Raw genomic sequence first — 19,485 nt, forward strand, 5'->3', positions numbered from 1 at the left:
CGTGGGGTATAAAAAAACGCGGACAATGCCGCGTTTTTAAAATCATGCAAGTGACTGCTTCTGCAGCGCAATGATGTCGGCGATGCCGCCCTTGGCGAGCGCCAGCATCTCCAGCAGCTCGTCGTGGGTGAAGGGCTCGGCCTCCGCGGTGCCCTGCACCTCGATGATGCGACCATCTTCGGTCATCACCACGTTCATGTCGGTCTCGGCGGCGGAGTCTTCGATGTACTCCAGATCACAGATGGCTTCCCCTTCGAACATGCCGACGGAGACGGCGGCAATCATCTGCTTGAGCGGGCTCTGCTTGATCATGCCCTTCTCGACCATCCAGTTCAGCGCATCCACCAGCGCCACACAGGCACCTGTGATGGCGGCGGTACGGGTGCCACCGTCGGCCTGCAGCACGTCGCAGTCAACTGTGATGGAGTGCTCACCCAGCGCGGTCAGGTCTACCGCGGCGCGCAGGGAGCGGGCGATCAGGCGGGAGATCTCCAGGGTGCGGCCGCTCTGCTTGCCGGAGGCCGCTTCGCGGTTCATCCGGGAGTGGGTGGAGCGCGGCAGCATACCGTACTCGGCGGTCACCCAGCCCTGATTCTTCCCTTTCAGGAAGCGCGGCACGCTGGTGTCGACGCTGGCGGTGCAGAGCACGCGGGTGTTGCCGAATTCCACCAGCACGGACCCTTCAGCATGCTTGGTGAAGTGGCGGGTAATGGTGACCGGACGAAGCTGCGCGGCAGTGCGATCGCTGGGACGTGACATGGGACGGACCTCTGGGCTGGCTGAATTGGCGCAGGAGTATAAGTGATCCCAGCCCAAATATCAGCCGCTAAAACCACGCTGTCGGCTGACGGAGCAGGCCTGGCTGAGTATACTGGCCGCACACTTCATCAAGCCCGGAACAATCAATGATTCACAGCATGACCGCCTACGCCCGCAAGGAACTCAAGGGCGACTGGGGCACAGCCGTTTGGGAAATTCGTTCGGTCAACCAGCGCTATCTGGAGACCTACATTCGCCTGCCGGAACAACTGCGCAGCCTGGAGCCGGTTCTGCGTGAGCGCTTCCGCGCCAAGCTGCAGCGCGGCAAGGTGGAGTGCAACCTGCGCTTCGAGGCCGCGCAAGCCGCTGCCAGCCAGCTGCACATCAACGAAGAGCTGGCCAAGCTCATCATCGACAGCGCCAACTGGGTAATGAAAGAGGCGGGCCAGGGTCAGCTCAACCCGGTCGACGTACTGCGCTGGCCGGGCGTGATGGCTGCCGCCGAGCAGGACATGGACGTGGTTGCCACCGAGCTGCTCGGCGGGTTTGACCAGACCATGGAAGATTTCCTCGCCTCCCGCGCCAGCGAAGGGGCCAACCTCAAGGCCCTGATCGAACAGCGCCTGGCCGGCATTCAGGTGGAAGTAAAGAAGGTGCGCGTGCACCTGCCGCAGATCATCGAGTGGCAGCGCCAGAAGCTCACCGACCGGCTGGCCGAAGCCAAGGTGGAGCTGGATCCGGCCCGCATCGAGCAGGAGATCGTGCTGCTGGCCCAGAAGATCGACGTGGCGGAAGAGCTGGATCGGCTGGAGATGCACATCAGCGAGACCAACAAGATCATGAAGAAGGGTGGCGCCTGTGGCCGTCGTCTCGACTTCATGATGCAGGAGTTCAACCGCGAGTCGAACACCCTCGGTTCCAAGTCCATCAACGCCGAGGTGACCCAGTCCGCCGTGGAGCTGAAGGTGCTCATCGAGCAGATGCGCGAGCAGATCCAGAACATCGAATAATACCGGTTCGATAGCGTGAAAAAGCCATTGGAGACAATGGCTTTTTCTTTTTATGCGGAGCAGGCGAGCACAGGGAGCGCGCAGGCGGTGGGCTCGGCCGCCGGGCCGAGATCCCGCACTATGTCGTGGATCACCGCATCCAGCTGATGAAGGCTGTGATGATGAGGCAGGATGATGAGGTGGGAGTGCTCGCCCGAGGTCGCCAGGCAATGGCGCTTCCAAGTGCGCTCCGAGGGGCGCGGGAAGACCACGGTAATGGAGTGCGGATGCCGCCAGGCCGGCACCCCCTGCTGATTCAGCCGCTCTACCAGCTGCTGGGCCATGGCCAGGCAGCGCCCGGTCCGCTCACGCCACTGGGCCAGCGTCCGTCCCTTGATGGCGGCCCACATCAACAGGGGCGTGAAGCCGTTGCGCGATCCGCTGATGGTCTGATCGCTGGCCGAGATGTAGTCCACCTCCACGGCGATGCGATCTACAAAACGCCGCCTGGCCAGCACGATGCCGCACGGGATCGGCGACCCCATCATCTTGTGGCCCGAGACACTGATGGAATCGATGCCGTCGGCAAATGAAAAGGCCGGCGCATCGTCCACAAACGGCAGTATCATGCCGCTCAGGGCCGCATCCGCGTGCAGGTAGTAGTCCTGACGCGGGATGCCGATGGCCGACAGCCGCCGTTGAATGGCGCCGATGTCGTCGACCGCCCCCTTCATGGTGGTACCGATATTGGCAAATATGATGGGATGACGCTCGCCATCATCCACTATCTGCTCTGCCAATTTATCGCAGTCTATTTCCCCGGTGGGCAGTGTGGGAATTTCCTTGGCCTTGATCCGCAGCAACCTGATTATTTTGGCAACTGAATAGTGTGTCTCTTGTGAATAATAGAGGGTGCCTTCAGGAAACAACTCTCTGGCAAGATAACAGCCAAACATATTGCCTTCGGTGCCGCCATTGGTCACATAACCCCAGCTCTGCTCTGGCGAGATTGAAAATAGCGATGAGAAATAGTGCATGACCTCTCGCTCAAATTCGAAGGTATTGAGCAAATAATTTCCAGGTACGCCCCAGTCGCCACAGTTATTGATAGAAAACTGTAAAAACTTGTGCAGCTTGGAATAATCAAAGTCGGCAGCCTCCGGATAACCGACATTGAAATATTGATGGGTAAGGCAGAACTGCCAAAACTGCTCTAGCCTGTGCTGATCTTCTGCTGACAGCGTCATGATGGTGTCCGTGGCGAGCGCCATGACTTGGCGCCGCCCTTGCTGAATGATAAGAGCAATGCGTGAAATTAATTAACTATATACAGCCAGTCAGGCCGCCTGGGAGCCGCTCAGGAGCGCCCACCAGGCTGACAGGGTGGGCCTGCGCGCCAGCTCGTCAAAGCCGACATCGACCCCCTGTGCCTTCAGCTCTGCGGTAAAGCGCATGATGCTGAGGGAGTCCAGCCCATACAGCACCAGACTCTCCTCCGGATCCAGCTCCCCCTCCTCCACCAAGCTCTGTACTCGTTCATTCAACCACTCACGGGTCATGAATGTTGGTCTGCTCATGTTATTTCCTCACTGTCTGTCATGGTTATTTCTAGTCGTGATTGTTTAATCAACGCCCCCACCCAATTGCTGAAAACTGAATCGACGGCTGCCAAAAAAGAGGGTCCGTCATACCGGCCTGAAATACCGTCCAGAGTCATCTCTGGCCACGACCGATGCCAATTTAATTAAGCGAATCATCGATATAACCATATGGGTTGACGGATTAAATTAACATTGAAATGAAAATCATTATCATCTTTAAATATATAAACAACGAAACACGACAAGTTGTCAACGCCATGAATGAGATGAAAGAACTGACCGCGATGCAGGCGGCTTGCTGGATGGGACGCAGCGCACATGCCCATCTGGGGGGCGTCAGTGCCCACCTCTACGCCGAGTTTGACGGCCCGGCCCTCGATCTGGCGCGCCTGCACGGTGCGCTGGAACGTCTCTATCAGGCGCACCCCATGCTGTGCCTGACCGTCACCCGGGACGGCGCCCAAACGTTGGGAGAGCCTGCCCCGGCCATGCTGGAGATAGATGATTTCCGCTCCCTGAGCGGCCAGCCACTGGCCGATGCCCTGGCCCGCAAGCGGCAGGAGTGGACCCACCAGCAACTCGATCTGAGCCGGGGTCAGGCGGCCCGCTTCTCCGTCACCCGGCTGGCAGAGCAGCGCCAGCGGCTGCACATCGACACCGACATGATGGCCGTCGATCCCTCCAGCGTGCGGATCCTGCTCGCCGACCTGGCCCGGTGGTACGAAGAACCGGAGTGGACGCCACCGCCAGCCCCTTCGTTTTTTGCCTGGCACGAGGCTGTGCAGACGCGCCTGCGCGCGCGCCGGGAACAGGATCGGCAGTGGTGGCGACAACAGCTGCCAACGTTGGCGCCGGCGCCTACCCTGCCGACCGTTCCGCAGCAGGCGCCCCCCGCCAGCGAGCGCCTCAGCACCACCCTGGATGCCGCTACCTGCCAAGCCCTTACCACCCTGGCACGGCAGCGGCGCCTGACCCTCTCCAGCCTGATGCTGGGCCTCTTTGCCCACGCCCTGGGCAAGGCCACCGGCGACAGGCGTTTTCGCCTCAATGTCCCCTTCTTCTGGCGCGAGCCCGTGCTCGGCAACGAGCAGCGGATCGTCGGCGAGTTCGCCAACCTCACCCTGGTGGACGTGGACCTTGACCAGGCCGGCACGCTGGATGCGCTGTGCCGGCAACTGGCGGCCCAATGGCACCAGCGCCTCGGTCACGGCGCCTATTCCGGCGTGGCGGTGATGCGCGATCTCTCCCGCCACCACGGCTCGGCCCAGCTGGCCCCCATCGTCTTCACCGCCGCCCTGGATCTGGAAGGGGGCTCGCTGTTTCACGAACGGGTGCACAGGGTCTTCGGCGCCATGAACTGGGTCATCTCCCAGGGCCCCCAGGTGGCGCTGGATGCCCAGCTGGTGCGCCTGCGCGGCGAACTGCTCATCAACTGGGACGTCCGCCTCGATGCCCTGCCGCGCCCCTGGATCACCGCCCTCTTCGACGATCTGGTGGCACAGTTGCGCCAGCTGGCGCGGGATCCCGCCCTGCTCGACGCCCAGCTGCACCGCCGCCGCGAGGCCCCCCTGACGCCGCTGCAGCAGGCCTACCTGCTCGGGCGCACCACCCAGTTTCCGCTCGGGGGCGTGGCCATGCAGGAGTACCGGGAGTACCGCGGCAAGATGGAGCCGGCGCTGCTGCGCGCCCGCCTGCGGGAGATAGTGCAGCGCCACGATGCGCTGCGTACCCGCATCGATGCCGACCGCCTGGTACAGATCGTCGATGACGAGGTGCGCCTCAATCTGCACGAACAGGACCTGCGTCAGCTGACCGAAGAGGAGGTGGCTCCCAGGCTCGCTCGCCACCGGGAGGCATACAGCCATGCCCTGTTCGACCTGACGCAGTCCCCCTGGGATCTGACCCTGCTGCACCTGCCGGGAGACGAGCTGGTCGCCTTCGTGCGCATCGATGCCCTGATCCTGGATGGACACGCCATCGCCACCCTGATGCGCGAACTGTTCGAAGGAATAGTGGCCCCCGCGCTGCCCTCTCCACCCGCTCACGAGCCCACGGCGGCGCAGCGGGAGCAGGCAGGGGACTACTGGCGACGCAAGCTGGCCAGGCTGGAGGGGCCACCGCGCCTGCCCTGGACCCAGCCGCTCGAAGGTCTGCGCCGTGCCCGCTACGCACGCCAGCGGCAACGCATACCTGCCGGGCAGGCGGCCGCGCTCTACAAGCTGGGTGCCCGCCAGCACCTGTTCAAGAACACCACCCTGATGGCCGTCATCCTGGAGGTGCTCTCCCGCTGGCGCGACGAGGGGGATCTCTGCGTGGCCGTGCCGGTGGCCCCGCCACCCGGCGGGCCGCTGACCAACCGTTCCAGCTTTATCGCCCTCACCTGGCAGCCCGCGGAGGGCACCCTGCTGGAGCGGGCCCACATCCTGCAGCAGGACGTCATGGAGGGGCTGGATCGGCTCGCGTTCTCCGGGGTCGATATCGCCCGCCAGCTGGTGGAGACCCATGGCGGCGGGCCCGCCCTGCCCGTGGTCATCACCAACGGACTGGCCTGGCCGGTGGCCGCGTCAGAGAGCCCCATGCAGTGGCAAGGGGGCCTGACTCAGACACCCCAGGTCGCCATGGACATTCGCATCAGCCAGCAGGCCGACGGCACTCTGGTGCTCGACATCGACTACGCCAGCGAGGCTCTGGAGGCCGCGCTGGTGAGCGATCTGCTCGCGGCCATGGCGCGTGCCGTGGCCCGGCTGGCGGAGGGAAAGGCATTTCACCTCCCGGATCTGGTCACCCCCCCCCATGCCCGTCACAACAGCCTGCCGGACGCCGCCTGCCACACCGACTTCCTGCAGCGCATCGCCGATCGCCTGTTCCATCCGCAGCACGAGGCGGTGGCCCTGATCCAGGGGGAGCGACAACTCAGCTACCGGGAGCTCGGTCACGGAGTGGGGCACGTGATGCATGCCCTGAGCGAGGCCGGCATAAAGGCCGGGCAGGTCGTCGCCATCTGCCTGCCGCGCAGCCCAGAGCACACCATGGTGACCCTGGCCTGCGCCCTCAGCGGCATCATCTGGGTGCCCGTCGATGCCGCCTCGCCAGCCGAACGACGCCGCTATCTGCTGGACAACTGCTGCCCCGACCTGGTGGTGGCAGAGCCAGGCGCAGAGACGGGCCACCCCACGCTGACCCCGGCCACCCTGCTGGCCGGCTCCGATGCCCCCCTCGGCACGCCCTGGGCGGGGCGCAGTGCCCACACCACGCCGGCCTACTACCTCTATACCTCAGGCACCACGGGGCGCCCCAAGTGCGTGATGCTGAGCAACCAGGCCACCGCCAACGTGATCGGCAGCACCCTGCAGCGCTGGGGCATCACAGAGCAGGACAGGTTTCTCTCCGTCACTCCGCTGCACCACGACATGTCGGTCTTCGACGTGTTTGGCTGCCTGACCGCCGGCGCCACCCTGGTGCTACCGGAGCCAGGCGCCGACAAGGATGCGGTGCACTGGGGCCGGCTCATCGCGCGCCACGGCGTCACCCTCTGGTGTTCGGTGCCGGCCATGCTGGAGATGCTGCTCGCCTGCCACCCGGTCGACACGCTGCAGAGTCTGCGGCTCGTCGCCCAGGGAGGGGATTACATCAAGCCGGGCATCATAGAGCGCCTGCGCACCGGCCTGCCTGCCGCCCGTCTCTTCTCCCTCGGCGGGCCGACCGAAACCACCATCTGGAGCATCTGGCACGAGATAAGCGCCGACGATCGGCAGCGCATTCCCTATGGCACACCACTGCCGGGCAATGCCTACTGGCTGCTGGACGAGCGCGGTGAACACTGCCCGCTCGGGGTGGCGGGCCGCATCCATACCAGCGGCGTCAACCTGGCCCTCGGCTACCTAGAACAGGGGCAGCTTGTCCAGACCGACTTCGTCACCCTCACCGATGACAAGGGCCAACCGGTGCATGCGTTTCGCACCGGCGACCGGGGCCGCTACCGCCGCGACGGCACCCTGCTGTTCGACAGCCGGGTCAACGGTTACATCAAGGTGCGCGGGGTGCGTGTCTCGCTGCCCGACGTCGAGAGTGCCCTCATCACCCATCCGGCCCTCGCCCAGGTGCTGGTGGTGGAGTACGGCGACGAGCGACAGGGGGAGCTTGGGATCGGGCTGCTCTACGTCTGCGCCACCGACCACCGGCTGGACCCGGCCGCCCTGCGCGAGTTTGCCCGGGCGCAGTTGCCGGCCTCCCATGTGCCGACCCGCGCCCTGGCCGTCGAGCAGTTGCCCCTCACCGCCAACGGCAAGCCGGACAAGCCCGCCGCACGCACCCTGCTGGCGCAACCCGCCCCCCGTCACGGGGTACTCGACATCTATCTGGAGGTGCTGGGCGCGGCACCGGGCAGTGCCGACAGCCGGCAGCCCTTTACCGCACTGGGGTTGCGGCCCCAGCACCTGAAGACCATTTCGGCCCGGCTGCGCGAACGCTTCGCCGTGGAGCTGTCACCGGGCCAGCTGCTGGCCTGCCGCACGGCGGCCGACGTCGAGGGGCTGCTGGCCAGCGTGCGCGCCTGATCCTGCGCCCCGGCATGGCCGGGGCGCATCACCTTTCCTTTGGGAGTGTTTATGGAGACCACACACGTGGATATCGCCGGGGTCGGCATCGGCCCCTTCAACCTGGGGCTGGCGGCCCTGCTGGACCGGCATCCCGAGCTGATCGGGGTGTTTCTGGATCGCAAACCGGCCTTCAGCTGGCACCAGGGGCTCCTGCTGCCGGGCACCACGCTGCAGGTGCCCTTCCTGGCCGATCTGGTCACCCTGGCCGATCCGACCCATCCGCTGAGCTACCTCAACTATCTGCACCGGCACGACCGGCTCTACCCCTTCTACTATTACGACCACTTCCAGATCCCGCGCCGCGAGTATGACCACTACTGCCGCTGGGCCGCCAAGCAGCTCCCCAGCTGCCGCTTTGGCGAAGAGGTGGTGGCGGTGCATTACGATGCGAGCAAGGAGCGCTTCTGCCTCGAGAGCCGCGACGCCGACGGCCGGGCCCACCACTACCAGAGCCGTGATCTGGCCATCGGCATCGGCACCCGCCCGGCCCTGCCAGCCTGGGCGCAGGGGATCGATCATCCCAATCTGCTGCACTCCGCCGACTTCCTGCACGCCAGGGAGCGCCTGGCCGCCTGCCGCCGGGTGACCGTGGTCGGCTCGGGGCAGAGTGCGGCCGAGTGCGTGCTGGCCCTGTTCCAGGCGCTCACGCCGGAACGGGTGGCCGCCGGGGCGGCCATCCAGTGGATCACCCGGGCCCCCGGCTTCCACCCCATGGAGTACTCCAAGCTGGGGCAGGAGTGCTTCACCCCCGGCTACATGGACTATTTCCAGCGCATCCCGCGGGAGAAACGGCGCGCCATCGTGGCCGGGCAGGGGATGCTCTACAAGGGGATCAGCTTCGCGACCATAGGCGCCCTGTTCGACCTGATCTACGAGCGATCCATCGGCGGCCAGACACCCGGGCTGACCCTCTTCTCCAGCTGCAATCTGGAGGCGGCCGAAGTCCTGAGCGACAGCGCCCTGCGCCTGACCTGCCACCACACCCAGCTCGATCAGCGTTGTACCCTCGAGGCCGATGCCGTGGTAGCCGCCACCGGCTATGCCCACGCCTGGCCCGCCTGGTTCGAACAACTAAAGGGTGAGGTGCTGGCCGTGGACGAACAGGGGGACTGCATAGTGCAGGAGGACTTCACCGCCCGCCGCGCCGATCGGGGCACTGGCCGGGTCTTCATCCACAATGCCGACATCTTCCAGCAGGGGGTAGGCTCGCCGGATCTGGGGCTCGGGCCCAACCGCAATGCCCGCATCCTCAATCAGCTGCTGGGGCGCGCCCACTACCACCTGCCCGCCCGCACCACCTTCCAGCACTACGGTCTGCCGACCGACTGAGCCAAACAGTGAGCCCCCTTGCGGGGGCTCACGCCATCACACCTGTGGGGCCAGGGCCGCGAGCGGGCTGGCAGTACCCTCCCGCACCAGCTGTTCGAGCAACCGGTCAAGCAGGGCACAGAGAGTCTGTATCTGGGCCGGGCTGTAGCGACCGTCCCGGTAGGTGATGACCAGCCGCAGCCGCCGCTCATCGTCCAGCACATCCTCCATGATCTCGAACTGCAGACCGAACATGGTTTCGGTCTTGTCCGCATCGATCTGGCGGTAGCGCAGCCCCTCGCCCGCCGGGGTCGGCAGACGGCCGTTGAGGGCGTTGCTGGCGTGGATCTGGATGTAGACGTCGAACAGCAAGCCGTCGGCCGGCGTCATGCCCAATCCCTGCTGGATCTGTTCGAGCGGCACATCCGCGTAGCAGAGTGAGTCGTTGATGGTGCGGGTCACCTGGCGCAGCAGATCGCCAAACCGGGTGGTCGCGGCAAACGACACCCGATGCGCCACCATGGTAGTGAAATAGCCCACCGAGTCGAAGAAGGCCGGATCGGTGCGCCCCGAGGTCGAGGTGCCGATCAGGATCTCCTCGGCCTGACCCAGCTGGTGCAAGGAGAGGGCGATGGCCGTGTACATCAGGGTAAAGAGGGAGGCATCGTGGCCACGGGCCAGCTCATAGAGCCGGGCCAGCGTGCCCCCGGCCGGCTGCCACTCGTGCCAGCGGGCGGCCCAGGTTTCCCCCGGCAGGGGCATCACCGGCAAGGGAGGACGGCGGGAAGCCGGCACGGCGCCGCGCAGCAGACGGGTCCAGTAGGCCAGGTGCGTCTCGTTGATCCCATCCGCCGCCTGCCGGCGAGCAAAATCGTGAAACGCCGGCGCCGGTGCATCCCAGCGGGGGGCAGTCCCGGCGGCGCGAGCCAGGTAAGCCTGGGCCAGCTCCCCCATCATCAGGTTGATGGACCATTCGTCCACCACCATGTGGTGCACCAGCAAGGAGAGCTGCTGGCGCCCCGTGGCCGGATCGCGCAGGAAACGGATCCGCAGCGGCAGTTCCCGGGTCAGGTCGAAGCGATGGGCCGCTGCGTCGGCCAGGGTCATCCCCTGCGACTCGGCACTGCCCCAGAACCAGCGATAGCCGGCCAGCTGATCGGCCGGGAGAATGCGTTGCCGCACCTCGCCATCCTGCGTCATGAACAGGGTCCGCAAACTGGCGTGGCGCTCGATAATATCGGTAAAGGCGCGAGCAAACAGGGACTCGTCCACCTCGTCAATAAAGTCGAGGGCAAACGGAAGATTAAAAATGGTGCCAAAGTCGTGGGCTTCATAAGCCCGCCACAGAGAGGCCTGCGCCAGGGCGAGCGGAGCCGGTTCCCTGTTATTTGCCGGGACGGCTTCCTGCAATGAAGCCTGCTCTGATATCACGGCCTTGCGTGCCAGGGCAGCCGCCGTCGGCGATTCGAAAAAGTCGTTGAAGCGGCACTCGATACCGTGCTCGCTCAGTAATTTCCCAATAATTCTGGTCGCCAGCAGGGAGTGACCACCATTATCAAAAAAGTCATCATCCGGCCCCATATCGGGCGATGACAAGGCACGACGAAATTCCTCAAGAATAATCCGTGAAATATTCTTTCCGACATCATGAGCAGGGGCACAAGAGGCTGGTGCGGCAAGGTGTGCCGGGGATGATAGCAGCAGCGGCGTTTGCCCGGCCTGGCCGGTAGCCAACCGATCGTAGTGCTGCTTCAGCGCCGCCATCAGGGTCTGTGGCGAGCCCTGTTCCGCAAGCACAGGATGCAGCACCAGCGCCAGTATCACACTGCGTTCTGCGTTGATAATCAATGCCTTGAAAGGCGGTTGGCGGGCACTGTCCCAGGGGGCCTGCTGCACTCGCCGTACCAGCTCATCTACCTCGTCAGCCGCCAGACGATGAAACTCCAGACAGGGATACCAGCCATTTATCTGATATTTAAATAGATCGCCATCGGCACTGAAAAAATAACGGGCATTGAGTTCCGGCTGCTCCTTTATTAATAACTCAACACTCAATATCAATAGCGAAATATCAATATCGTCAGGGAGCGGCCAACACATCGCCTGTTTAATTATCTGCTCGGGCTGCTGTTGTTGTAACAACCAGCAGCTCTCTTCATGGGCACTGACAGGCAGCTCAAGCAGCCCCTCATTATGGAATTGCAGCAAAAGCCATCTCCTTCTCTGTGGAAATATAACCCTGTGAATTACGTCTGTTTTATTTGAAATAACCACGGACGCATGCCCCTCCCCCCTAATTGGCGGGAAAGGCATTGCGATATATCGATGAACACGATACCGTGCAAATGATTACCATAATGATTTTCATTCTCAAATAAAAATAACACGAGGTTCAGGAGAGAAATCGTGGAAATGGGCACAGGCTCCTTCCAGGCGCAGTTGCATCGTCTGTATCAGGAACATCACGGATGGCTCTGCTCGCTGCTAAGACGCAGGTTGGGCAACAGCTGCGACGCCGCGGATCTGGCGCACGACATCTACCTTCAGCTGCTGCGCAAGGGACACATCCCCACGGCGGCCGAGTGCCGTCGCCATCTGATGCAGATCGCCAAGGGCAAGGTGATCGATCTCTACCGCCGGCGTGCGCTGGAGGCCCGCTACCTCGAACAGCAGAGCTACCAACCCGACGCTCAGGCCCCCTCGGAAGAGCTGCGCGCCATGCAGCGCGAGGCGCTGGGAGCCGTCGCATCGGCCCTGCAACGCCAGTCCCCCAAGATCCGCCAGGCCCTGCTGCTCTCCCGCCTCGGCGGCCTCGGTTATCAGGACATCGCCAGCCAGCTGCAGGTGTCCGTTTCATCGGTCGAGAAGTATATCGCCCAGGGCGTGCAAAGCTGCCATCGCAGCCGGCCCGGCGGCGGCATCTGACCCGGATGGGGGAAATAAAAAGATTCATTTGAGGTTTTTTGTCCCCCGTACGGAAAACCACAGAGATCCGGTCGCTCGTTGCGGCCACCATCACTTCACCGTGGAGAAAAAGCCATGAAGGCAGACGATGTGCAGTGCCCCGAGGCCAATGCTGGCGGGCCCATCAGCCGCGTGCTGGCCCCCATTCGCGGCCACCTGATCGCCGCCGCCCTGCTGGCGGCCATCGGCGCCATGCTGACCCTGGTCCCGCTGGCCGGGATCGCCCACCTGGCGGGCCTGATGCTGGCCGAGGCCGCCGTGCCAGGCGACGCGATCACCGCAGTGCTCGGGATCAGCCTGGCCTGCCTGTTTGGCGGCATGATCCTGCTCAGCGCCGGCGATCTGGTGGCCCACCTGGCCGACAACCGCATCACCGGCCAGCTGGGCCTGGCCCTGACCCGGCGCCTGGCCCGGGTGCCCCTCGGCTGGTTCACCGCCCGCGCCTCGGGGGAGGTCAAACAGGCGATGCAGGACGACATCGGCACCCTGCACAGCCTGACGGCCCACTTCTACACCACCCTGGGCCGCTGTAGCGGCGCTGTGCTCATCTCCCTGCTCTACCTCTTCGCCATGGACTGGCGGATGGCCCTCATCGCCCTCTCCCCCTTCCCGCTCTTCTTCCTGTTCTCCGCCCGCGCCCACCGCGCCAGTGCCGCCAACATGCAGCAGTTCGGCGCCGGCATGGCCCGCATCAACAACGCCGTGGTGGAGTTCGTGAGCGGCATCCCCGTGGTCAAGGCCTTCGGCGTGCAGGGCCGGCTGCACACCAGCTACCGCAACGCCATCGATGACTTTGCCCGCGCCTTCACCGATTTCACCCGTCCGCTGGTCGCGGCCATGGCCAACGCCAACGCCATCATGGCCCCCGCCTCGGTCTTGGGGGTGGTGCTGGCAGGCGCCGTGGTGATGGTACGAGCGGGCGCCATGACACCGGCCGAGGTGCTGCCCTTTGTGCTGATCGCTCCGGGGCTGTGCGCCCCCCTGATGCTGCTGAGCTACCTCAAGCACGATCTCGGCAGCGCCACCGCGGCCGCCGAACGGCTCCACGCCCTGCTCGCCACCCCGGTATTGACGGAGCCCGCCGCCGGCACCGGTTTGCAGCCGGCCGACAACACCCTGCACCTCGAGCGGGTGAGCTACCGCTACGACGATCAGACCCCGATGCTCAGCGAGTTGACCGTCACCCTGACCCCGGGCACGGTCACCGCCATCGTCGGCGCCTCCGGGGCCGGCAAATCGACCCTGGCCAGGCTGCTGCTGCGCTTCTTCGACCCGAGCGAGGGGCGCATCACCCTGGGCGGGGTGGACCTGCGCGATCTCGAGAGCCGCGAGCTCTATCGCCACATCGGCTTCGTGCTGCAAGAGGTGCGCCTGGTGCACGCCAGCCTGCACGACAACATCGCCCTCGGCCGCCCCGGCGCCAGCCGCCAGGAGGTCAAGGCCGCCGCGCGCCGCGCCAACATCCACGACCGCATCCTGGCTCTGCCGCGGGGCTACGACGCCGTGGTCGGTGAGGACGCCAACCTCTCCGGCGGCGAGCTGCAACGGGTCAGCATCGCCCGCGCCCTGCTGCTCGACCCACCGGTGCTGGTGCTCGACGAGGCCACCGCCGCCGCCGACGCCGACAACGAGGTGAAGCTGCAACAGGCGCTCTCCACCTTCGCCCGCGGCCGCACCCTGGTCGTCATCGCCCACCGGCTCGACACCGTGATGCACGCCGACCGGATCCTGGTGCTCGACAACGGCGTCCTGTGCGAGCAGGGGCGCCACCACGAACTGCTGGCCCGCCGCGGCCGCTATGCCCGCCTGTGGGAACAGGGGGGATACGACACTCCCGCCCAGACCCACACCCCTCATCAGGAGGCCGTCCCCACATGCTGAACACCTTCCTGCGCCTGCTCGGCGACGACGCCGTCCTGCTGCGCCGCTACGGCCTGCTGGCCCTGCTCTACGGCCTGCTCTGCGGCCTGACCCTGGTCTGCCTCATCCCGGTGCTCACACACCTGCTGCGCGCCGAGACCGACGCCGCCACCGGCTGGCTGCTGGTGCAACTGATCGGCGTGCTGCTCTGCTGGAACCTGCGTCGCCGGGTGGAAAAGGCCGGCATCGCTGTGGGGATCGCGGTGCTGCGCACCGGCCGCCACGCCCTGGGCGAACACGTGGGCAGCCTGCCCATCGGCTGGTTCACCCCGGCCAACACCGCCCGCCTCAACCACCTGGCCTCGCAAGGCATGATGGAGCTGGCCCAGCTGCCGGCCCACGTCTTCACCCCCCTGCTCGGCGGGGTGATCACCCCGCTGGTGGTGCTGGTGGCCCTGTTTGCCCTCGATGTGCAGCTCGGCCTCATCGCCCTGATCGCCTTGCCGCTGCTGGTGGCGGTCTTCCTGCTCACCACCCGCCTCAACCAGCGGGCCGACGAGACCTTCCACCAGCATGCCGCCGGTACCAGCCAGCGCATGGTGGAGTTTGCTCAGGCCCAGTCGGTGCTGCGCGCCTTCAACGGCGAGCAGGGGGGCACCCGCTTCCTCGAGCAGGCCATCGCCCAGCAGCAAGCCTCCGGCAGGCAGTTGATCCGGCTCACCGCGCTGGCCTCGGGGCTCAACGTCTGGGCAGTGCAGGCCTGCTTTGCCACCCTGTTGCTGGTGGCCGCCCAGCACCTGGGCGGTGCCGACAGGGAGAGCCTGATCGCCGCCCTGGTGACCCTGGTGCTCATCAACCGTTTCATCGACCCCCTGCTCGACGTGGCCGGCTACAGCGACGTGCTGCGCGGTGCCCGTGCCCAGCTGGCGGCCCTGCAAACCATGTTTGACTACCCGGCCCAGCCGCAGCCGGCCACTCCTGCTACCCCGCTGGATGGCTCAGTGGAACTGCGCGGGGTGCACTTTGGCTATGACCCGGCCCACCCGCAGGTGCTCAAAGGGGTGGATCTGGCGGTGGCGCCCGGCAGCATGACGGCGCTGGTCGGTGCCTCGGGCTCGGGCAAGAGCACTGTGCTGCGGCTCATCGCCCGCTTCTTCGACGTCGGCGAGGGGGCCGTGCTGGTGGGAGGGGTGGACGTGCGCGCCATGAGCGGTGAGACCCTGGCCAGTCACATCAGCCAGATCTTCCAGGATGCCTATCTGTTCCAGGGCACCATTGCCGACAACATCCGCATCGGCAAGCCCGAGGCCAGCGATGCCGAGCTGCTGCACGCCGCCCATCAGGCCGGAGTGAGCGAGATAGTCGAGCGCCTGCCGCTCGGGCTCGACACCCAGGTTGGCGAGGGTGGTGCGCGCCTCTCGGGGGGCGAGCGCCAGCGGATCGCCATCGCCCGCGCCCTGCTCAAGGACGCCCCCATCCTGCTGGTGGATGAGGCCACCGCCGCGCTGGATGCGGAAAACCAGGCCGCCATCACAGAGACGCTGGCCCGGCTGCGGGGCAAACGCACCCTGATCGTCATCGCCCACCAACTCTCGACCGTGGCCATGGCCGATCAGATAGTGGTGCTCGACGATGGCATGGTGTGCGAGCAGGGCCCCCACGCCGTGCTCAGTCGCCAGCCGGGACGCTACGCCCACTTCCTGGCGCAGCGCGCCAGCGCCAAGGAGTGGCGCCTGACCGGAGAGGACGCGTGAGGGCGCTCCTGCTGCCGGCGACCCTACTGGTGCTGGCCGCGTGCTCCCTGCTGATCGGGGCGCGCCCCCTCCCGCTGGCGGAGCTCTTCGCCGGGGATGGCCTGCTCACCCTCACCGCCAGTCGCCTGCCGCGGCTGGCGGCGGTGCTGTTGACCGGCGCCGGGCTGGCGGTGGCCGGTGTCATCCTGCAGCAGATAGTGCAGAACCGCTTTGTCGAGCCCGCCACCTCCGGCGGGCTCGACGCCGCCAAGCTCGGCATCCTGATCGCCCTGACCCAGCTGCCCGCCGCCGGCACCACCGGCCGCATGCTGGTGGCGCTCGCCTTCTGCTTTGCCGCCAGCCTGCTGTTCATCGTCATCGTGCGCCGTATCCGCTTCAAGAATACCGTGCTGATCCCGGTGATCGGCCTCATGTATGGCAGCGTGCTGAGCGCCCTCGCCGAGTTCTACGCCTACCAGCACAACATCCTGCAGAGCATCCAGGGCTGGATGCTGGGGGATTTCTCCAAGGTGGTCGAGGGCAACTACGAGATCATCTACCTCATCCTGCCCATCACCCTGCTGACCTATCTCTACGCCCACCGCTTCACCGTGCTCGGCATGGGGGAGGAGGCCGCCGCCAGCCTGGGGCTCGGGTACTCGGCCACCGCCACCCTCGGCCTGCTGCTGGTGGCGGTCACCGTGGCCGCCACCGTCATCACGGTCGGCGCCATCCCCTTCGTCGGGTTGGTGATCCCCAATCTGGTGGTGCTACGCCACGGCCAGCACCTGAGAAAGACCCTGCCGCTGGTGGCCCTCTACGGTGCCCTGCTGCTGCTGGCGTGCGACCTGCTGAGCCGGCTGCTGATCCACCCCTTCGAGGTGCCCATCGGACTCACCGCCGGCAGCCTCGGCGGCGTGCTGTTCCTGCTGCTGATCCTCTGGCAGCGCCGATGAGAGAGACTCTTATGCGTTACGGGATCTGGGGGCTGCTGGCCCTGCTCGCCGCGACCTTTGTGCTGTTCGGGTCGGATCTCGACACCGGCTACATCATCCCCCAGCGGCTGCTGCGCCTGGCCGCCATCACAGTCGCCGGCGTCTGCATCGCGGTCTCGGCCATCAGCTTCCAGACCCTGGCGGGCAACCGCATCCTGACCCCCGCCATCATGGGGTACGAGGCGGTCTATCTGCTGCTGCAAGCCCTGCTGGTGCTGCTGCTCGGCAACCAGAGCCTGCTGCTGCTCGGGCGCGAGGAGAACGGCGTACTGTCGCTGCTGCTGATGCTGGGGTACTCTGCCATCATCCACCGCTGGCTGTTCCGGCCCGGGCAGACCGACCTGTTCCAGCTGCTGCTGACGGGGCTGGTGCTGACCATGGTGTTTGGCACCCTGACCCAGTTTGTCCAGCTCAAGACCAGTCCGGGGGAGTTCGCCATCCTGCAGGGGTTCGGCTATGCCTCGTTCAACCGGGCTCAGCCGCCGGAGCTGCTGATGGGGGGCGGTCTGGTCGCCCTGGTCTGTCTCGTCATCGCCCGCCGCCAGGCCGAGCTCGACGTGCTGGCGCTCGGGCGCGAGCAGGCCAGCTCGCTCGGGGTGGATTACCGGCGGGCGGTACGCCTGCACCTGGCACTCATCGCCGTGCTGGTGGCCGTCTCCACCAGCCTGGTCGGCCCCACCGCCTTCATGGGGGTGTTCGTGGCCAACATAAGCTATGCCCTGGCGCGCACCTTCCGTCACCGGGTCACCCTGCCGCTCGGCTGCGCCATCGCCATCGCGCTCTTCATCCTGGCCCAGTTCCTGGTGGAGCAGATCTTCAACTACCGCACCACGGTCAGCATCCTCATCAACCTGGTGTGCGGCACCTACTTCCTCGCCCTGATGGTCAAAACCAGAGGATCGCCATGATCTCCCTCGAACAGGTTCACCAGCGCTACGGCGATCGCGCCGTCCTGCGCGACATCACAGTCGACTTCCCGGCCGGTCGGGTCACCTCGCTGATCGGCCCCAACGGCGCCGGCAAGAGCACCCTGCTGATGGCCATGGCCCGCCTGCTGCCCATCAGCCAGGGGCGGATACGCCTGGGAGGCACCGACCTGCACCGCTTCACCGCCCGTGACTACGCCAAGCGGGTCGCCACCCTGCGCCAGTCGCCGGACGTGGGGCTGCGACTGACGGTCGACGAGCTGGTCGCCTTCGGCCGCTTCCCCTACAGCCAGGGCAACCTGACCCGGGAAGACCGCATCGCGGTCGACGAGGCCATCGACTTTCTCTCCCTCGCCCCCTTGCGCCGGGCCTACCTCGACGAGCTGAGCGGCGGGCAGCGACAGCTGGCCTACCTCGCCATGACCGTCGCCCAGCAGACCGACTGCCTGCTGCTCGACGAACCCCTCAACAACCTCGACATGAAGCACGCGGTGCAGCTGATGCAGGCGATCCGCCGCCTCAGCGACGAGCAGGGGCGCACCCTGATCCTGGTGGTGCACGACATCAACTTCGCCGCCAACTATTCCGATCACATCGTCGCCATGAAGGGGGGCGCGCTTGCGGGCAGCGGCCCGGTCGCCGAGATGGTCACCCCGGCCAACCTGGAGGCGCTCTACGACCTGCGCTTCGACATCCTGCCGAGCCAGCGCGGCCTGCTGTGCAACTACTTCAACCCAACCCCGTCTGGAGAATTGTTATGAGGATCAATACGCTCACCGCCGTGCTGCTGGCCGCCATCGCAGGGCTCACCGGCTGCGACGCCCCCAGGGAGCAGGCCGCCACCGGGGCCGACGGCACCGTGGTCACCGTGACCCACCAGCTCGGCACCACCCGGGTCGTCACCCCGCCCAAGCGGGTAGTGGCCTTCGACATGAGCGAACTCGATACCCTGGATCAGCTGCAGGCTCCGGTGGCCGGCATCGCCAAGGATTACGTGGCGCACTTCCTGCAGCGTTACCGGGACGACCCGGCCGTGATGGACGTGGGCACCACCATCCAGCCCAACCTGGAGCGGCTGCACAAGCTCAAGCCGGATCTCATCCTCATCTCCCCCCTGCAGGCCCAAAGCTACGAGGCGCTGAGCCAGATAGCCCCGACCCTGCACTACGACATCGACATGACCAACCGCGACGGCCACATCCTGGAGGCCGCCAAGGCCCACCTGCTCACCCTCGGCACCCTGCTCGGCCAGGAGGCGCTGGCCAAAGAGAAGGTGCAGCAGATGGACGCCAAGATCGCCGAGGTGCAGGCGCTGACGCGGGATCGTCCGGAAAGAGCGCTGATCGTGCTGCACAACAACGGCGCCTTCACCGCCTTTGGCACCCAATCCCGCTACGGCTTCCTGTTCGACACCCTGGGGGTCAAGCCGGCCGGATTGGAGCGGGACACCGGCATGCACGGCCAACCCATCTCCAACGAGTTCATCCAGCAGGCCGACCCGGACATCCTGTTCGTCATCGACCGCACCGCCGTGATGGAGCGACGCACGGCCATCGACGCCAGCACCCTGGACAACCCGCTGCTGCGCCAGACCAAGGCGTGGCGCAACGGCAAGGTGCGCTTCGTCGACCCCGAAACCTGGTACCTCTGCACCGCCAGCTTCACCTGCCTGAACCGCATCGCCGACGAGGTGATGGCCGCCTATCGCAGCTGATCCCCCGTGCCCGGCCAACGCCGGGCATCAATAGGCAA

14 protein-coding genes are annotated in these 19,485 nt (G+C 65.7%); 10 read left to right on the forward strand and 4 right to left on the reverse strand.

The window, feature by feature from the left end; genetic code table 11:
• Nucleotides 1-42 precede the first annotated feature (42 nt).
• Nucleotides 43-759, reverse strand: coding sequence for a ribonuclease PH (gene rph / locus I6L33_RS03705; protein ID WP_026141316.1), 717 nt, complete (start codon nucleotides 757-759; stop codon nucleotides 43-45).
• Between the two features lie 146 nt (nucleotides 760-905).
• On the opposite strand from rph, the gene I6L33_RS03710 reads away from it, so the two are divergent.
• Nucleotides 906-1,769, forward strand: coding sequence for a YicC/YloC family endoribonuclease (locus I6L33_RS03710; protein ID WP_054543738.1), 864 nt, complete (start codon nucleotides 906-908; stop codon nucleotides 1,767-1,769).
• A 50-nt stretch (nucleotides 1,770-1,819) separates the two neighbouring features.
• Here I6L33_RS03710 and I6L33_RS03715 read toward each other — a convergent pair whose 3' ends face one another.
• Together I6L33_RS03715 and I6L33_RS03720 are read right to left on the reverse strand one after the other, a co-directional pair.
• Nucleotides 1,820-3,019 (reverse strand): histidine decarboxylase, encoded by a 1,200-nt coding sequence (locus I6L33_RS03715; RefSeq protein ID WP_326492460.1) that lies wholly within the window; start codon nucleotides 3,017-3,019, stop codon nucleotides 1,820-1,822.
• Between the two features lie 66 nt (nucleotides 3,020-3,085).
• Nucleotides 3,086-3,325, reverse strand: a complete 240-nt coding sequence (locus I6L33_RS03720) for a phosphopantetheine-binding protein (protein WP_005306882.1) — start codon at nucleotides 3,323-3,325, stop codon at nucleotides 3,086-3,088.
• A 290-nt stretch (nucleotides 3,326-3,615) separates the two neighbouring features.
• On the opposite strand from I6L33_RS03720, the gene I6L33_RS03725 reads away from it, so the two are divergent.
• Both I6L33_RS03725 and basC read left to right on the forward strand, forming a co-directional pair.
• Nucleotides 3,616-7,905, forward strand: coding sequence for an amino acid adenylation domain-containing protein (locus tag I6L33_RS03725; RefSeq protein WP_216973580.1), 4,290 nt, complete (start codon nucleotides 3,616-3,618; stop codon nucleotides 7,903-7,905).
• A 66-nt stretch (nucleotides 7,906-7,971) separates the two neighbouring features.
• The gene (gene basC / locus I6L33_RS03730) at nucleotides 7,972-9,276 is read left to right on the forward strand and encodes a putative histamine N-monooxygenase (protein ID WP_367948487.1); all 1,305 of its coding nucleotides are present in this window, start codon (nucleotides 7,972-7,974) and stop codon (nucleotides 9,274-9,276) included.
• 36 nt (nucleotides 9,277-9,312) lie between these two features.
• On the opposite strand, the gene I6L33_RS03735 is transcribed toward basC, so the two are convergent.
• A complete protein-coding gene (locus I6L33_RS03735; RefSeq protein ID WP_216973582.1) occupies nucleotides 9,313-11,463 on the reverse strand; it encodes a condensation domain-containing protein in 2,151 nt (716 codons plus the stop codon).
• Between the two features lie 204 nt (nucleotides 11,464-11,667).
• On the opposite strand from I6L33_RS03735, the gene I6L33_RS03740 reads away from it, so the two are divergent.
• From I6L33_RS03740 to I6L33_RS03770, 7 genes are all read left to right on the forward strand, one after another.
• Complete coding sequence (locus I6L33_RS03740) at nucleotides 11,668-12,180, forward strand: sigma-70 family RNA polymerase sigma factor (RefSeq protein ID WP_019840901.1); 513 nt, start codon at nucleotides 11,668-11,670, stop codon at nucleotides 12,178-12,180.
• Nucleotides 12,181-12,294: 114 nt separating this feature from the next.
• Nucleotides 12,295-14,100: an ABC transporter ATP-binding protein gene (locus I6L33_RS03745; protein ID WP_216973583.1), complete on the forward strand. Its 1,806-nt coding sequence runs from the start codon at nucleotides 12,295-12,297 to the stop codon at nucleotides 14,098-14,100.
• Entirely contained in the window at nucleotides 14,094-15,833 is a 1,740-nt protein-coding gene (locus I6L33_RS03750) for an ABC transporter ATP-binding protein (RefSeq protein ID WP_216973584.1), read from the forward strand. Before I6L33_RS03745 ends, I6L33_RS03750 begins: the two co-directional genes overlap by 7 nt.
• Nucleotides 15,830-16,768 carry an ABC transporter permease gene (locus tag I6L33_RS03755; RefSeq protein WP_017764943.1) on the forward strand — a complete coding sequence of 313 codons (939 nt, stop codon included), beginning with the start codon at nucleotides 15,830-15,832 and terminating at the stop codon, nucleotides 16,766-16,768. Before I6L33_RS03750 ends, I6L33_RS03755 begins: the two co-directional genes overlap by 4 nt.
• An 11-nt stretch (nucleotides 16,769-16,779) precedes the next feature.
• Complete coding sequence (locus tag I6L33_RS03760; protein WP_019840902.1) at nucleotides 16,780-17,715, forward strand: iron chelate uptake ABC transporter family permease subunit; 936 nt, start codon at nucleotides 16,780-16,782, stop codon at nucleotides 17,713-17,715.
• On the forward strand, nucleotides 17,712-18,494 hold the full coding sequence (locus I6L33_RS03765) for an ABC transporter ATP-binding protein (protein ID WP_005306907.1): 783 nt from the start codon (nucleotides 17,712-17,714) through the stop codon (nucleotides 18,492-18,494). Before I6L33_RS03760 ends, I6L33_RS03765 begins: the two co-directional genes overlap by 4 nt.
• The gene (locus I6L33_RS03770) at nucleotides 18,491-19,447 is read left to right on the forward strand and encodes a siderophore ABC transporter substrate-binding protein (protein WP_043170520.1); all 957 of its coding nucleotides are present in this window, start codon (nucleotides 18,491-18,493) and stop codon (nucleotides 19,445-19,447) included. Before I6L33_RS03765 ends, I6L33_RS03770 begins: the two co-directional genes overlap by 4 nt.
• Nucleotides 19,448-19,485: the final 38 nt, after the last annotated feature.

The sequence above is a fragment of the Aeromonas sp. FDAARGOS 1403 genome (assembly GCF_019047325.1).
GTDB classification, from domain to species: domain Bacteria; phylum Pseudomonadota; class Gammaproteobacteria; order Enterobacterales; family Aeromonadaceae; genus Aeromonas; species Aeromonas dhakensis.

Excerpts from the sequence above, each read along its gene's own strand:
- rph (WP_026141316.1), bottom strand. The coding sequence starts at position 759 with ATGTCACGTCCCAGCGATCGCACTGCCGCGCAGCTTCGTCCGGTCACC.
- I6L33_RS03710 (WP_054543738.1), top strand. The coding sequence starts at position 906 with ATGATTCACAGCATGACCGCCTACGCCCGCAAGGAACTCAAGGGCGAC.
- I6L33_RS03715 (WP_326492460.1), bottom strand. The coding sequence starts at position 3,019 with ATGGCGCTCGCCACGGACACCATCATGACGCTGTCAGCAGAAGATCAG.
- I6L33_RS03720 (WP_005306882.1), bottom strand. The coding sequence starts at position 3,325 with ATGAGCAGACCAACATTCATGACCCGTGAGTGGTTGAATGAACGAGTA.
- I6L33_RS03725 (WP_216973580.1), top strand. The coding sequence starts at position 3,616 with ATGAAAGAACTGACCGCGATGCAGGCGGCTTGCTGGATGGGACGCAGC.
- I6L33_RS03740 (WP_019840901.1), top strand. The coding sequence starts at position 11,668 with ATGGGCACAGGCTCCTTCCAGGCGCAGTTGCATCGTCTGTATCAGGAA.
- I6L33_RS03745 (WP_216973583.1), top strand. The coding sequence starts at position 12,295 with ATGAAGGCAGACGATGTGCAGTGCCCCGAGGCCAATGCTGGCGGGCCC.
- I6L33_RS03750 (WP_216973584.1), top strand. The coding sequence starts at position 14,094 with ATGCTGAACACCTTCCTGCGCCTGCTCGGCGACGACGCCGTCCTGCTG.
- I6L33_RS03760 (WP_019840902.1), top strand. The coding sequence starts at position 16,780 with ATGCGTTACGGGATCTGGGGGCTGCTGGCCCTGCTCGCCGCGACCTTT.
- I6L33_RS03765 (WP_005306907.1), top strand. The coding sequence starts at position 17,712 with ATGATCTCCCTCGAACAGGTTCACCAGCGCTACGGCGATCGCGCCGTC.
- I6L33_RS03770 (WP_043170520.1), top strand. The coding sequence starts at position 18,491 with ATGAGGATCAATACGCTCACCGCCGTGCTGCTGGCCGCCATCGCAGGG.